Source organism: Streptomyces sp. EDA2-14 (assembly GCF_054963755.1).
In genome coordinates, this window is sequence record NZ_JBUEGE010000005.1 from 356,151 (window position 1) to 371,863 (window position 15,713).

Consider the following 15,713-nt stretch of genomic DNA (forward strand, 5'->3'; position numbering starts at 1 on the left):
CCGCATCGTCGCGGGCCCTCGACGGATCCGCGCCCGAGCGCGAGCGTCTTCTACGTCGCCCGGTTGAGCACGGTGATGTGGTCGCCGTAGCAGCAGACCAGATGCCCCTCAGGGCTGAACGCCACCGCGTGGCACGGGTCGGGGAGGTCGACGGCTCCCAGGGCCCGGTGTGTGTCCAGGTCCCACAGACGCACCGTCCGGTCGTCGGAACACGTGGCCGCGACGCGCCGCCCGTCCAGTTCGGTCGTCGTCACCGCCGTCACCGCGGCGCCACGGTCCCGCAGGCCGTTCCAGGTCGCCTGGTACCCCGTCAAGGGAGTGCCGACCCGCAGGGAGGTCAGGTCCCACACACGGATCCGGCCGCTGCGCCCCGCCGTGACGACGACCGGTGAGGCGCCCTCGGGTGCGGGGCCCCGCGCGGCGAAGGCCAGCGCGCTGACGTCACGGCTCATGCTCATCGAGGCGTACGGGCGGCTCGGCAGCTGTTCCCCGGAGGGGAACACCGGTGGCCGGCCCGTGACCAGGTCCCACACCCGGAGCTCGGCGCGCGGCGATCCGACGACTCCGACGGGGCGCCCGTGCAGTTCGCCGCACGCCACCGTGGAGAGCGGGGCGCGGACGCCCAGTTCGCTGGGGCCCACATGGACGGTCAGGGGCCGGCCGAACGGTTCGCCGGTCTCCACGTCCCAGGCGCGTGCCGTGCCGTCCTCCGCCGCGCCGACGGCGATGCACCGGCCGTTCAGGGTCATGCTCGTCACGTCGTTGACCCGGCCGTCGTGGACGAAGCCGGGGCCGGGGAGCTCCCGCCCTGTGGCCACGTCCCAGACGCGTACCGTCGCGTCCTCGGAGGCCGTGACGGCGACCGGTTGTCCCCGGATCAGGCCGCAGGTCAGTGCGGTGACGGCGCCTGTGTGGCCGAGCCGGTGCGAGTCGAGGAGTTCGCCGGTGGCGGTGTCCCAGAGCCGCATCGACAGGTCGCCGTGGGTGGTGACGACCACGGGGCGGTCGTTCAGGCTGGTGCATGCCACGGCGGTCGCCGCGTTGACCCGGCCGCCGATCAGCTTTCCCGCAGTGGTCAGATCCCATGCGTGGACGGACCGGTCCTCGGAGCCGGTGACGGCGACCAGTGTTCCGCCCAGCTCCGTGCAGGCGGCGGCCGTCACCTCGGCGGAGTGCCCGATCGGCTGTCGGCCCAGGTGCTCCCCCGTGTTCATGTCCCACACCTTGACGGCGCCGTCGTCCGAGCCGGTGACCGTCACGAGGCGGCCGTCCTGAACCGCGCACGCGACCGCGCCGATCGCCCGGTCGTGGTCGGTCCTGATCTCCTTGCGCAGCGTGCGGTCGATCAGGTCCCAGGCCTGCACCCGCCGGTCGGTGCAGCACGTGACGACGACCGGCCGCCCGTCCAGTTCGACACACGCCATGCAGCTGATCCGGGAGGAGTGGCGCCACTCGTACGCGGGGGTGGGTCCGTCGCCGCCGAGGTTCCACACCTTCACCCTGCGGTCCCTGGAACTGGTCACCGCCACCGTGTCCCCGTCCACCTCGGCGAACGCGACCGCGGACACCGGGGCGGTGTGGCCCCGCATCGGCTCGCCCACCAGCCGGCCGGTGGCCAGGTCCCACATGCGGGCGGTGCTGTCCTCGGAGCCGCTCACGACCACGGTCCGCCCGTCGAGGACCGTGCACGCCAGCGCGGTCACGGGGGCCTCATGACCGGCGATCGGCTCGCCCAAGCGCTGCCCGGTCGCCGGGTCCCACACCCGCAGCGTCCGGTCGCCGGAGCCGGTGACGACGAGCGGCCGGCCGTCCAGAACGGTCCACGCCAGTGCGGTCACGGCGCCGGCGTGCCCCGTCTCCCACTCGCCGATCCGCCGCTCCCCGGCCAGGTCCCACAGCCGTACGGTCGTGTCGCCGTAACCGGCGACGACGGTGCGCCGTCCGTTCCACTCCGCACACGCCACCGCGCGCACCTTACCCGACTCGTGGGTGACCGTGGCATGCAGGCCGGCGGACAGCGTGCCACCGGAACTCCACAAGGGGTTCCAAGCGCCCTGGCCGCTGCCCCGGTTGAGCGCCGCCAGCAGGGCCGACGCGCCGCAGCGTGCGGCGTCGAGGGCGAGGACCCGGCGGCGTTTGCCCGCGTCCATGCCACGGTGTCTGGCGAAGGAGGTGCGGTACACCTCCGCCGCCTGCCGGGCGGCCGTGGACCGCACCGAGTCCAGATGCGGCATCAGCTCGTTGGGGTCGGCGTTCACCAGATACTCGGCGTCGACGACCAGAGCGTCGAGCTCTTGGGCGCGCGCCGCGTGGGATGCCAGGTGTCGCCGGGCGTACGGGTGGGCGCGCGCCCAGTCGTGCGTGCCGTCGGCCCGGCGGGGAACGCGCGCGACGAGGGTACGTGTCACGGCGGCATGGACCCCGGCCCGGCCCCTGTCCTCCCTGAGGTACTCGGCCATGGCCGCGTGGTGCAGCCGGTACGTGGACCGCCCGTCCTCCGCGGCCTCGACGACGTACGCCCCTGCTGCGCGCCGCAGCCACATCAGGTCGTCGTCGGTGTACGGCCTCCCCGCCAACGCACCGGCCAGTGGCGCCCACACATCCTCCCGGGGCAGGCCCTGCCCCTCCGCGAAGGCCAGCGGTCGCAGCAGGTCGGCGGCGCGGTCGGCGTCGGCGCCGAGGCGTCGGCTCATGTCCTGTCGCAGCGCGTCGCTGGGGACGCGCGGCAGGGCGGCCGGCCAGTCCGGGTCGTCGGGGTCGGGGACATCGGGGCGGGCCGCCAAGGTGCCTGCCGAGATCCGCGCCACGAGGAACGAGTCCCCTGCGGCCTCGGCCACCTTCTTGGCGACGGCCGTCCGCAGGGCCTCCGGACACTCCGGGTACGGCGAGTCGGGGTGCCCTTCGAGCAGCTTGCGGACCGTGCACCTCAGCAGGGCGTCGGGATCCGCGTACGGGTCGGCGTCGAGGTCGATCTGGAGTGCGCGGCGCAGGCCGAGTTCGCCCAGAAGGTGCGGTCGGGTGCCGAGCAGGAACCGGACCGCTCCGCCGCTGTGCCGGATCAGCGGCAGCAGGACACGGCCGCACAGGCTGTACGGGGTCGACGCCTCGTCCAGGGCGTCGATCAGAGCGGTGAACGGTCGGCCGGCGGACGCCCTGTGCTTCAGCGCTTCGGCCAGCTCGCCGACCGTGGCGGCCTCGACGCGGGCCGCGGCGGCCAGGTCCTGAAGGACCTGGTCGTCCGTCAGGCTCCGTGCGTAGACGCTGACGTCGATGTCGCCGGGGGCCGGCAGTTCGGCAGCGGTGAGGCCGAGGGTGTCCAGCGGGACGGTGCGGCGCCGTTCCTCGTGCGTCAGCGCGGCGACGAGCCCGAGGGTGGCCGTCTTGCCGGACCCGGGTCCTGCGGTCACGGCGAGGAGACGCGGCGTGTCCTCGTCGCGGGCCCGCAGCCAGGCGGTGATCCCGGCCAGCGCCGTCCGCCTGCCGCAGAACCACCAGCCCCGCCGCTCGGCGGGTTCCTTCCACTGGACCGCCCGCTGAAGCGCGAGGTCGGTCTCCGGGATGCGTGACTCGTGGCGCGGGTTCGGCAGGAAGGGGGGCATCGCACCGGTCGGACCGATCCGCGCGAGGCCGATGCGCTGATCGCGGGGGCGGTCGGCGTGATCGTTCATCTGTTGCACCACCGCGTCGAGCGCCAGGGTCGGCGGGACGCGGCCCGCCACCGCCGGGCTGTCCACCGCACGGGCGAGCAGTTCGGAGAACGAACCGCTCACGGCCCGCTCGCACGGCTGGTCCGAGGAGACGACGACAAGATCCGTCCGGGGCCTCCCTGATTCCTGGTCCCGGTCGCCGCTCGTCCTGACCAGTGCGGACGCGAGCGGTTCAGCGCCGCCCTGCCCCGAATGACTCGTGTCGAGCAGCAGCAGGATCCGCCGGACGGCGGTTCCACGCAGCAGCGTGCGGACCAGTGTCGGCGTGGGCAGGGCGTCCTGGACGCCCTCGGGGTCCGTGCCGGACGTCAGCAGTACGTGCTCGCCGCCGTCGCGGATCTCCCCGTGCCCGGCGACGTAGACCACGACGAGGTCGTCCGGTCGCCGGTCGGGCGACGTGCAGAACGCCCGCAGCTTCCGCATCAGTTGATCGCTCGTCGGATCGAGGCCGAGATCGGTGACGTGCTGATACCCCAGAGGCCCGGTGAACAGCTCCACGACGCGCTCGCGCGCCGCGGCCGCTCCGGCCCCGTCTCGGCCGGGGTCCGCCGCCTCGGGGTCCCGGGTCACCGCCGTCGCGAGAAGGAATCGGCGCGGCTCCGTCCGGTCCTCGCGGTCACGCGACACGAAGCACGCCGGCGATTGCCGCTCCGGTCCGGGCGACGACGATCCTGCGCGCTCCCGGTGCGGGCGCCGGTGACACCGGGACCACGGTCAAGCCCTGCTCGCCCATCAACTGCTGTCCCACTCCGTGCACGCCGGCCACACGCGCCATGACGCCCCCGCTCATGGTGCTTGAACACAAGCAACCTTAGAGGGCGTCGGCACATCCCGTCCCGTCAGTGCGCGAAGCCCCAGTCGAGCATCTTCGCCGCGTCGCCGAAGACCTCCTTGTCGGCGCCGACGATCGCACCGACCAGCGTGCGGTTGTCCCGCTTCGCGGCGAAGACCAGGGAGTAGCCGGCCTCTGCGCCGCTGCCGGTCTTGACGCCCAGGGCGCCGTCGTAGTTGCTGAGCAGGTCGTTCGTGGTCTCCCAGGTGTAGTACCGGGTGCGACCGTTGGCGGCCGGGGCCTCAGCCTCGTACTTCTTCTGCTTGACCACGTCGGCGAAGACCGGCTGGAGCATGGCGCGCTGGCCGAGCTTGGCCAGGTCGCGGGCGGTGCTGCGGTTGTCGCCGTGCGAGATTCCGTCGAACGAGTCGAAGTGGGTGCCGGTCATGCCCAGCTGCGCCGCCTCGACGTTCATCTGGCCCACGAAGTTGGCGATGCGCGCCTCCGTGGTGTCCCCGATGCCGTAGTTGTCGGCGAGGGCCATGGCGGCGTCCCCGCCGGAGGGGATCAGCATGGCGTGCAGCAGTTGCCGGGCCGTCAGCTTGTCGCCGGTCTGGAGGTCGGCGGTGCTGGCGCCGTTCTCCTGGACGTAGTCCCGGTACTCCTGCTTCACGGTGATCTGCCGGTCGAGCCACTCCGGGTGCTTGAGCACGACGACCGCGGTCATGATCTTGGTCGTGCTGGCCATCGACACACTGTCGTCGGCCTTGGGCCCGGCCCACATCTCGCGCTCCTGGCTGCCGTCACGGGCATCCAGGAGGTAGGCGTGGTCGGCGGTGATGTCCGGGACGTCCTGGTCCTTCGCGGCCGACGCGCCCTGGTCCTGGTCGGCGGCCTGTGTGGCGGCGGGGGTGGCGGCCTGCGCGAGCCCTCCGGCGGTGATCGGCAGAACTGCTCCGAACAGCGCGACCGTCGCCACCCGGGCTCCGGTCCTGTGCAGCCGGTTGGGTCGGGCATGGGACCCCATGAGACGTCCCCCTCCTGCCGACGTGTGGGCCGCCGGCTCGTCACGGTAAGTAAGTGCACACCGAACCTACTTGTTGACCGGCCCTTTAAGTCAAGATCGCCATGTCATAACCGGGTAACAGGCCCACCTGCGTGAAGACGGCGTGCAGACAAGCGGTTGATCCCGTGACGTGACTGAGGCCGGGGAGTCGAATTCGGACGCCCCCCGGCCTCACTGATCGGAGTCAGTCCACGGACGGCAGGTCGTGGAGGGCCTCGACCTTCTTGGCGTTGTCGGCAGCAAGCCGCACCACGTCCTCGTACTCGGCCTTGGTGAGCGCGAAGTCGGAGGTGTGGATGGCCCCGTTGTACTGGCCGCTGGTCTGGCCGGCGGGCACCGAGGAACCGGTGGCGGTGCAGGACAGGTCCTTCGACCGGCCGGGCTTGATCAGCAGCGTGCCGGAGCAGCCCGGTCCGGCCTTCACCCGCTTCCCGTCCCGTTCCATGACCCACGTGTACTGCACCCGCACGTCCTTGGACGCCTCGGGAGCCGTGGAGGACCCGAGGTACGTGACGGTCGTCCGGGACCGGAAGGTGCAGGCCGTCGGGGCGCACTTGCCCTTGTAGTCGTGGAGGATCTGGTTGGTCACGTCGATCTGGTCGTTGACCGCCTCGTACGTCATGGGCAGCTCCGAGCGGAAGTCGCTGGAGAACTGCCGGACGGCCTTCCGCGACACCGGTTCGATGTCGAGCACGAGCGACTTCCCGGGAAAGCTGATGCGGTCGACGAACCGGGCGTCGCCCTTCACCTTCTCGCCCAGACAGACGGTCATGCCGTCGGCGTGGACGGGCTTGCAGGTGTGATCGCCCACCTTGACGGGGTCGCCCGCGGTGATCTTCTTGTCCGGAACACCCTTGAACAGCAGGGTCTTCGCCAGCGCCGGGGGCGCCAGGACCGAGGCGAGGTCCTTGCGGAAGAACACACCCGGTGCCAGCAGGCGCGGATCCTGCGCGAGCACCTTGGACGCGCTGTCCATGCCGAGTCCCCGCCACGCCTCCGTGTTTCCGCGGACGAACGACTTGCCGTCGACGCCCACGTAGTCGAGTGGCGCGTCCGGCTTGCCCAAGGTGCCCAGTCCGTCGCCGGGGTTGTCCACGATCAGGTCGACGCGGGAGTCCTCCTGGCCCTTGACCTTGATGGTGCCCGTGTAATGGAGCGCCGGCGCGCCGCGGAGCAGGTCCGCGGAGCGGTTGAGTTCGTCGCGCAGGGGCGAGTCCGAGTCGTCGGAGCCGCCGCTGCCGGGCGCGAGGATCCACACGAGCACGCCGGCGACGAGCAGGAGGAGGACGAGCAGCGCGATGAGCAGGGTGCGCCGCCGTGAGTCCTTCGGCGGGACGGATCCCGCGGTGTCATCGGTCACGGCCCCTCACTTCTTCTTGCCGCTGAGCGGCGTGAGGCAGGTGACGGGGATGATCGTGGGATACGTGTACGACTTCTTCGCCACGACCTTGCCGTCGATGGTGATCCGGCACGTGTGGGTGCCCTTGCCCTCGATGTTGGCCTCGTCGGGGATGGCTCCTGTCTCGCAGGAGGCTCCCCCGGTCGCCCGTCCGAGGCAGCCGGTCCCGTTGGCCGACAGGTGAACCCACGGGTTCTTGCCCTTCACGGTGAGCGTGACCTTCCACGGCGACGCCGCCGACAGGTCTCCCTTGCCCTTCTCGCCGAAGGTGGTCATGCCCTTCGGCCCGGTCGCCGTGCCGAAGTAGTTGATGGCGATCGGCCTGCCGTAGTCGGAGGTGGCCTCCAGGACGACGGTGTGGCTTTCGCTCGGCTTCTTGGCCTTGTCCTCGGTCTTCTGGTCACCGCCGCACGAGGTCAGTGCGAGCGTTGCGGTCAGTACGGCGAGTGTGACGGGTAGGGCGGTCTTGCCCGACGTACGCCAACTCCCCCGAGTGGTATGCACTTTGACGTTCCCCATGAACCGACCGTAGTGGCGTGCTCACAGGCTTGCCATGAACCTGTCGTATCGCTGCCCGGTTGAGCGCAGGATGTTCACGCCGCCTTCACGAGGGTTTCTGCCGGATCGCGCCCGTCTCGGCGAGCCAGTAGATCATCGCGTCGGTCGAGTCGACGGCTGACTGCCGGGCGGCCGTGGCGGCTTCGGCGGTCCCGACCCCGGGCCGCGCCGTGAGCGCCCGGCAGGCGGTGGCCAACTGCCGGTGACGGGTGAGGACGGACGACCACATCTGCTGACCCGTCGGCTCGGGCACACGGAAGTACGCGCCGGCCCGCCGCGCCGACCGGGCCAGCGTGGCGCAGCGCGGCTTCAACTTGGCGATGGCCGCCTCGAATTCGGTGTCCGAGGCGGAGTTTCCGGCCACCTTCACCGCGGCGGTGTAGTCACGCTCCGCCGCCATGAACGCGTTGAGGTGGTCCAGCCCTCCGACCGCCGCCCACGCCTTGCCCTCCAGCCGGGTCAGCTCCGCCGAGGGGGTCGGCGTCGACTGGTCCAGCATCGCCTCCGGCGGCCGGGAGGAGCGGGCGGCCGGGGCAGGCGACTGGGCGGCGAAGAGTGTCGTACCGACTCCGGCGACCACGACCGCGACGGCCGCCACGCGGGCAACTCTCCCCCATCCTCGCGGAGTTCGGCGTTCCGAAGCGGTGCGCACCGTCGGCCGGCGCACAGCTCGGCCGAGCCGTCGCCCGATGACCCCGGCGCCGCGCCCCACGAAGGCGGCCAGACCGGCCAGCAGCGTCCCGAGGCACAGCACGTAGGCCAGCTCCGTCCGCACCAGCGGACCCGCCGCGTTCGGCAGCCAACCGCACGTGCTGGTCATGGTGTTGAGCGGGCCGAGGCAGCCGTCCGTCGCCATCAGGAGGAAGGTGGCCCCGGCGCCCAGCAGCCCGGTGACACCCGCCGCGACGAGCCCGGCGGGCAGCCACGCCGACTCCGTCAGCGCGGCGACGACGGCGGCCGTCAGGGCCATCGCACCGCAGATCACCAGGACCGGCCACATCAGGTGCGCGAGCTGGAACGGGCCCGTCGTGCGCACGGCCGCCGGGTCCGGTGTGTGCTGGTGGGCCAGGGCAAGCGCGAGACCCGCCCAGCAGACGGCGGCCCCGGCGAGACCCGCGGCAAGGAGCCGGCCCGGCCCCCATCGGTTCGGGGCGAGCGGGTCGGCCATCCCCGGCAACGCACCGGCAAGCCACTTCGGGGCGCGCGAGGACGGGCGTACGACGGCAGCCAGCAGCGGAAGCGTCCACAGCAGCACCCCGGCCCACCAGAAGGTGTCCACGGAGGCGTCGGTGCCGGGCAGCACACCCACCACCGCAACGACCTCCAGCAGCGGGCCGATGTCCGGGGGCGGCAGGCCCGGCAGACCGTACGAGCCCAGCAGCCCGGCCGTCGTGTACGGCCAGCCGTCGGTGAGGGCGCGGCCCTCGGCGTACCACCAGTACAGGACGGAGGCGAGGACGAGGGCGGGCGCCGCGAGACCCGCCGGCACGGCCGGTGCCAGGGAGCGCCCGCGCCAGGTCCGCAGCCACCACTCGGCGTTGTGCGCGGTCCACGTCATCACCAGGACCAGCGCCGCTACGAGGATCAGCAGCGCCTCGGGATGAGGTGGCAGCCAGTGGTTGTACGCCGCTCCCGGACCGACCAGTTCACCCACGACGATGCCCGGGCCCAGCCACAGGCCGACGAGCGCTCCGGACGGGGCCCGCTGCCCGGTGACGAGCGCGTACAGCACCGCCCGCCACAGGGCGACGCCCGCGACGCCCACGGCCAGTGCGGCGATGAGCGCCGACTTCGCGGGGAGCGCGGCGCCCGGCAGGCTCCCGAGGTGCCAGACGAGGACGTCGGCGGCGAGCCCGGTGAGGAACAGGGGCAGGCGCTCCAGAGCGAACAGCGCCTTCGGGTCGGTCAGCGACGTCCGGCGCACTTCCCACGACGGGTGGGTGCGCCACAGTTCGAGGAATCCGCGGACCAGCCGTGGCCACCTCCCGGCGGGCTGCCGGTCGGGCTCCTCCCACGGCTCCGCGCCCGCGCCCCAGCGCGCCGCCATGAGGTCGGCGTAGATCTCGCGGTTGCGCAGGATTCCGGCGCGGGTGAGGTAGACAGCGAGCACGATCAGGCCTGCGAGGGCCAGGTCGTGCGCGTTGAACGGGGCGAACTGCCCGCGGGCGTCGGGCGTCCCGGCGATGAAGAGGATGTCGACGCTCACCGCCGCCCACGGGAGCAGGACGAGCACGAGGAACACCCGCCACAGGGCCACGGTCGCGTACGTGACGACGGTGTCCCCACCGCGCAGGTGCGCGAGTTCGTGGAGCACCACGGCCCGGAACCGCTCGCGCTGCGCGTCGCACATCGCGACGAGGCCGCCGTCGAGCCGGATCACGGGAGCGCGCCGACGGCCGAACGCGACGGCGCCGGCCGTCGACACCGCCGCCGGGTCGACGACGAACCGGGGCGGGTGGGTGAGTCCCGCGACGGCCACCAGTTCGTCGAGCAGGGGCCGCAGCCCGCCGTGCACGTCCATCGTGTCCATGGAGGCGACCTTGGAGCGCCGCGTCCGCCAGACCGGCAGCAGCCAGTACACCGCCACGGCCACGGCGACGGCCGCCGCCCCCACCGCGAGCGACACCCCGTCGAAGTCCTGCTGGTACCGGGCCGTGCACGCCTTCAACGGCGCGACGTTGTGGGCGTATGCGACGTAGCCCGCGTTCAGGGGGCCCGAGGCGTCGATGCCCGCCGCCATCCAGCACGCCCATGCCTTGTCGGCCAGCTCCGACGACGCGAGCAGGTGCCAGACGACCCTGGGGACCATGTTGGCGCCGGCCGCGGCCACCAGCAGCAGAAGCAGGACGAACCGCAGGGTGGTCCCGGCCGCCAGGACCCGCTCGTCGAGCCGGGCCGTGCCAGGGCGCTCCTCCGCGCCGGGCACGGCGTCGGCGGACGCGGCGTCGGCGGACGCGGCGTCGGCGGATACGGAACCGCTGGACGCCGAACCGGTGGACGCCGAACCGCTGGACGGGCGGAGCGTCACGCCGCACCGTCGGGCGGCGTGGTGGGCCCGGCAGGCCCCGCGGGACCGGCCGGACCAGCAGTATCACCAGGACCGGCCGGATCGGGCGGACCACCTGGACCAGCGGGACCGGCGGCATTGGGCGGGCTGTCCGGGTCGTCGGGATCGGCGGCCCCCGGCTCGGACAGCACCAGCCTGGCCACCACCGCGTCGGCGACGCCCTCCGCCCGCTCCGCTTCCAGACCGCGCTCCGCGGCGACCTCCAACACCAACGTCCTCACCATGAGCAGCTGTTCACGGCTGAGCGGCGGCACCGTGACGACCTCGGGCGGCCTGCGCGACAGCCTGCGGAACACCGCACGCGCCCGGACGGCGGCGCCGTCCAGCGCGGCACCCACGACCCGCTGCGCCGTCTGATTCACCGCGAGCCACACCACGGGCGTCACCAGCGCGACGGCCTCACCGAAGCCGAAACCCAGCGGTTCACGCCGTCGGCGACGGTTGCCGAGGCGCCGCACCACGGTGGCGTCGTCGAACCGGGAGAGCCCCGCCACCAGCGGCTGCTCCTCCGGGGCCACTTCGGCGACGACATCACGCACCACGTCTCGTACGCGCGTGCCTTCCGCTCCCGCACCCGATGCCGAACCGTCCGGCCAAGCCGTTCCGGAACCCATGTCACCCCCGTGATCAGGTTCGGTGCGCGAAGGTCTGCCACCCGCACCACCTCTCACCCTGGCCGAACGCGCCCCACGGGGCAAGACCGCCCGTACAGCGGGCCGTTGACGCAAAAGTGTGTGCGCATCCCATGGACAACGGTCCGCCCACTGGTTACGTTCACCGACGGTTCGACAACGATGTCAGCGGTGCCCATTCGAGAGGCAGTGAACGTCGATGGTGACACGAAGAACCCTCCTGCAGACCGGCGGTGCGGCCCTGGCGGCCGGGACCTTCGGGATCTCCCTGTCCGGCCCGGCGGCAGCGTCGACGCGCGCCGGACGCGGTTCGACAGCCCGCCTGCTGCCGTCCTTCGGACGGCCGACCCGGCTCGACGTCGCCCACGTCGGCGACCTGAACGGCTACGACCAGCTGCTGTTGACGACCCTTCAAGGGACGGTGAACCGCGGTGGCCCACGCCTCTACCTCACCTTCGACGACGGCGCGGCCGACCGGCGGTGGCTGTCGAGCACCGGCGCGTCCCTCACCCGGCACGACAACGCCCTGGACCTGGTGGGCCGGTACCGCGACCGGGTGCGCGGCGCGGTCCTGGTCGACCCCGACGTGCCGGACTCCGTGAACGTCGCCACCACGCTCGCCGGGCTCAAGAACGGGGTGGCCGCCACCGCCGACCAGGCACGCGACCACGGCCTGAAGACCCTGGTCGACCTGCGCGGCCGCTTCGACGCGGACGACGTCCTGGCCACCTACCGCTGGCAGCTCGACACGCTCTTCCCGCACTGCGACCACGCCCTGCTGTCCGGTCTGCCGCCGACGCGGACGGTCAACGTCAGCGGAGTGAAGTGGCGTGAGGTGGCACGGGAGAGCGAGCGGATCAGGGACACCTCCAACCGGAAGGTGCGCACGCTCGACCTCAGCCCCGAACTGGGCGGCGACAACGATGTCTACCTCCGCTTCCAGGACTCCTTCGGCGACGACGGCTGGGGCGCCTCGGTCGGCTCGGTGAAGGTCACGGCGGACGGCAAGGAGCTCGCGTCGTTCACGCCCGGCACGGAGGCCGAGAAGCCGTATCTGTTCGACGGACTGAACTCCTCGCTCGGCGACAAGCAGAACCGCTTCGCCGACGGTGGCGGCTACTTCGTCTATCACTTCAAGGCACCGGCCGGTACCGGCAGGCTGACCGTCGACGTCGACCTGTGGAACCAGTACCTGGTGACCGCGACCGCCACCGCGCCCACCCGCGTCGAGCCCTTCCCATACTTCCGGGACTACGTGGTGGCGAGCCGGGCCATGGTGCTGTGGCTGCCGCCGTCCGGAGACACCGGCAAGCTGCTCGACGAGGTGCTCACCAAGGTCGAGCCCACCACCCCGTACGCCGGATGGTTCCCCAACGACGTGGCCGGTGAGTGGGGCGGCGTCGACCGCGCCTCGCAGCACGGTGTGCCGGTGGTCGCCGCCGACTTCTACATGAACGGCACCGTGCACGCCGGTGTCCCGGCGAAGGTCTCCGGCCGGGTGCCCGCACGCCCCAAGGCCGAGCTGCGCAACCGCGTGTACGTCACGTTCACCGTCGGCGAGGGCGACAACATCCAGTACTGCCAGCGCCGCATGCGCGACATCTGGGACGACCCCAAGCGTGGCGACGTCCCGGTCAACTGGACGGTGAGCCCGCTGCTCGCCGACATCGGGCCCGCCCAGCTCGCGTACTACCAGAAGACGGCCACCGACAACGACCTGCTCATCTGCGGTCCCTCCGGCGCCGGTTACACCTATCCGGGCTCGTGGCCCGAGGCGGCGCTCGACGCGTACACCGAGCTGACCGGGCGCTACCTGCGGCGCACCGGCATGGATCTCGTCTACGCCTACAACCCGCGCAACGCGGACAACGACGGCTGGGTGCCGTTCGACGAGAAGGTCATGGCGTCCTTCCGGAAGAACACGCCGCTGCGGGGTGTCATCCAGTCCTGGGAGACCGGCGATCTGCAGGCCCGCACGGCCGGGATCCCGGTGATCGGCAACTTCTACCCGCAGGGCAAGGGCGCCGACTTCCGGGACGCGCTGGTGCACCACATCGAGGGCCGCGACCCGGACGAGCCGATGTTCGTCGCCGCGGCCATCAACGCGTGGAGCTGGACGCCGAGCGACATCGCGGAGCTGGCGAAGCTGCTGGACGACCCGTTCGAGATCGTGCGCGGCGACGTGTTCTTCGAACTGCTCAACCGCACCTACGAGTAGACGGACACATCCTCGGTCTCTCCGTCGACGGCAAGGCGGCAGGCAAGGAGGTCGGCGAGGTGTCCGGAACGTCAGTCGGGCAGGGTCCGGTCCTCCCGGTGTGCGCCGTAGAAGTCGACCTGGCGCTCCATGACCGTACGCATCGGCGTGCCGCGCGGCACGCCGTACACGGTGCCGGGGAAGTCCAGGCCCTCCTGTTCCTCCCACAACGCGTCGTGCTGGTCCGGCGAGAAGAGCCGGGCCGGATCCCCGGCCGCGATCCATCCGATGGGCACCACGCTCTCCGGACTCAGCCGGGAGTTGGCGTGGAGCACACTGTTGATCCGCAGCTCCGAGCGGGCTCCGGCCACCGCGCCGGGGAACATCGACACACCGGTCGCCACGAAGACCTCGTCCTCGACGTGTGCCCCGTTGACGTGGGCGTGCGGGCCGACCAGAACGGAGTCGCCCAGCACTGCGGGATGCTCGGCCCTGCCGCGGACCAGGGCGTTCTCCATCACCACGACGTCCCGGCCGGTGCGCACCTCGCCGTCCTCCGCGGTGAGGACGGCTCCGTGCAGGACGCGGGCGCGCTCGCCCAGGACGACCGCGCCGCACAGCACGGCCGACGGCGCGACATAGGCGGAGTCGGGGACCACGGGCCGCTTTCCACGGTGCTCGATCAGCATGCTCATGGAGCGTAGGGCAGCGGGCACGCGGCGGCCTACCTGCGCGCGGCGCCGCGTCAGGTGTCGGCGCGGTGGACGCTGACGGCGTAGCCGCCGCCGTCGTAGGGCGCGGCGTCCCAGGTGGAGAAGCGGTCGACGGGGCTGAGGCCGGCCGCCTCGCAGCAGGCGTCGTACTCGGCCAGCGTGATGGTGGGCGGCACGGGGAGGTGGGCGGCGTCCAGGCCGAAGCCCGCGACCAGCAGGCCGCCCGGCCGGAGGGCCGCGGCGAGGCGTTCGACCACGGCGGCCTCGGTTCCGGGGGTGAGCAGCGGCAGGACGTTCCCGGCGGCGACCACGAGGTCGAAGTCCGCGGCAACGCCGAGCGCCGCCGGGTCGAACTCGGCGAGGTCGACCTGGAACCACGGCAGCCCGGGCGCCCGCTCCCGCGCCACGTCCAGCATGGAGGCGTCCAGGTCGATCCCCACGCAGTCGTACCCGAGCTCCGCGAGCCGGATCATGACCCGCCCGGTGCCGCACCCGGCGTCGAGCACGCGGGCCCCGGCGGGCACGAGGGCGGCGCAGAACGCCGCTTCTCCGTGCATGTCCTTCCCACTGCGGGCCAGCGCCTCGAACCGGGCGGCGTACTCGCCACCGGACGTCCCACCGGTCAGTTCCTGCCAACGACTCATGAGATCGACTATAGGTCGCCGTGACCACGATGCGGCGGCCGCCCGGTCAGGCGGGACCGGCCCCGCAGTCACCGGCGATCTCGTCCAGCAGGTCGATCAGGGCGTGCAGGGCCGGGTTCGGGTCGCCCGCGCGCCAGGCCAGGGCCAGGGGCAGGGGCGGGATGTCGCGGGCCGGGATGAGGACGACGCCCGGCACCTTCAGGTGGCCGGCGGAGGAGGGCACGAAGCCGATGCCCACACCGGCTCCGACCAGCGTCAGGATCGTGTGGGTGTCGGGCGCCTCCTGGACGATGCGCGGACTGGACCCGTGCGCCAGATAGGCGGTGTGGATCAGCGCCACGATGCCCGCGCCCCGGTTGGTGGGGTGACTGACGACGGGCTCGTCCTGGATGTCGGCCATGCCGATCTCCGCGCGTGACGCGAGCCGGTGGCCCGCGGGGAGCGCCACCACGATGCGGTGCCGGGTCAGTTCGCGGGCCTGGATGCCGGTGCCCGCGACCGGCAGCCGCATCAGACCCGCGTCGATCTCGTCGTCGGTGAGCCGGGTGACCAACTCGCCGCCGTACACCGGTCCGTGGATCTCCAGGCGTACGCGCGGACGGTGTTCGCGGAACTTCCTGGTCAGCAGGATCAGTACCTCGTGCGACGTGGGTCCGCTGAATCCGAGCCGCACCACACCGGTCTGTCCGCTCGCCGCGCGCCGGGCCGCGAGCGGCGCCTCCTGCGCGGCCCGCAGCGCCCGCCGGGCCTCGATCAGGAACGCCTCGCCCGCCGCCGTGAGCGCCACCTGCCGCGTCGTGCGGCGCAGCAGCGCCACACCGACCTCGTGTTCGAGCCGCTTGATCTGCTGCGACAGCGGTGGCTGCGACATGCGCAGCCGCTCGGCCGCCCGCCGGAAGTTGAGCTCCTCCGCGACCGTCACGAACGACTGCAGATGCCGAAGCTCCATGAACTCCCT

10 protein-coding genes are annotated in these 15,713 nt (G+C 72.2%); 1 reads left to right on the forward strand and 9 read right to left on the reverse strand.

Annotated features, from left to right (window positions below; all coding sequences use genetic code 11):
* Positions 1-50 precede the first annotated feature (50 nt).
* From ACY34M_RS17140 to ACY34M_RS17165, 6 genes are all read right to left on the reverse strand, one after another.
* A complete protein-coding gene (locus tag ACY34M_RS17140) occupies positions 51-4,334 on the reverse strand; it encodes a caspase family protein (protein WP_462716892.1) in 4,284 nt (1,427 codons plus the stop codon).
* A 212-nt stretch (positions 4,335-4,546) separates the two neighbouring features.
* Positions 4,547-5,506 (reverse strand): D-alanyl-D-alanine carboxypeptidase family protein, encoded by a 960-nt coding sequence (locus tag ACY34M_RS17145; protein WP_462716891.1) that lies wholly within the window; start codon positions 5,504-5,506, stop codon positions 4,547-4,549.
* A gap of 223 nt (positions 5,507-5,729) precedes the next feature.
* A complete protein-coding gene (locus tag ACY34M_RS17150) occupies positions 5,730-6,905 on the reverse strand; it encodes a hypothetical protein (protein WP_462716890.1) in 1,176 nt (391 codons plus the stop codon).
* Positions 6,906-6,911: 6 nt separating this feature from the next.
* Positions 6,912-7,463, reverse strand: coding sequence for a hypothetical protein (locus ACY34M_RS17155; protein WP_462724117.1), 552 nt, complete (start codon positions 7,461-7,463; stop codon positions 6,912-6,914).
* A gap of 85 nt (positions 7,464-7,548) precedes the next feature.
* Positions 7,549-10,530 carry a M48 family metalloprotease gene (locus ACY34M_RS17160; protein ID WP_462716888.1) on the reverse strand — a complete coding sequence of 994 codons (2,982 nt, stop codon included), beginning with the start codon at positions 10,528-10,530 and terminating at the stop codon, positions 7,549-7,551.
* Entirely contained in the window at positions 10,527-11,108 is a 582-nt protein-coding gene (locus ACY34M_RS17165; RefSeq protein ID WP_462716887.1) for a hypothetical protein, read from the reverse strand. Before ACY34M_RS17165 ends, ACY34M_RS17160 begins: the two co-directional genes overlap by 4 nt.
* 292 nt (positions 11,109-11,400) lie before the next feature.
* Here ACY34M_RS17165 and ACY34M_RS17170 point away from each other — a divergent pair, with 292 nt between their 5' ends.
* A complete protein-coding gene (locus ACY34M_RS17170; RefSeq protein WP_462716886.1) occupies positions 11,401-13,419 on the forward strand; it encodes a GxGYxYP domain-containing protein in 2,019 nt (672 codons plus the stop codon).
* A 71-nt stretch (positions 13,420-13,490) separates the two neighbouring features.
* Here ACY34M_RS17170 and ACY34M_RS17175 read toward each other — a convergent pair whose 3' ends face one another.
* From ACY34M_RS17175 to ACY34M_RS17185, 3 genes are read right to left on the reverse strand one after another with little or no spacing between them, the layout of a single operon-like run.
* On the reverse strand, positions 13,491-14,093 hold the full coding sequence (locus tag ACY34M_RS17175; protein WP_462716885.1) for a gamma carbonic anhydrase family protein: 603 nt from the start codon (positions 14,091-14,093) through the stop codon (positions 13,491-13,493).
* 50 nt (positions 14,094-14,143) lie between these two features.
* Positions 14,144-14,755, reverse strand: a complete 612-nt coding sequence (locus ACY34M_RS17180) for a class I SAM-dependent methyltransferase (protein ID WP_462716884.1) — start codon at positions 14,753-14,755, stop codon at positions 14,144-14,146.
* A gap of 46 nt (positions 14,756-14,801) precedes the next feature.
* Positions 14,802-15,704, reverse strand: a complete 903-nt coding sequence (locus tag ACY34M_RS17185) for a LysR substrate-binding domain-containing protein (protein ID WP_462716883.1) — start codon at positions 15,702-15,704, stop codon at positions 14,802-14,804.
* Between the last annotated feature and the right edge of the window lie 9 nt (positions 15,705-15,713).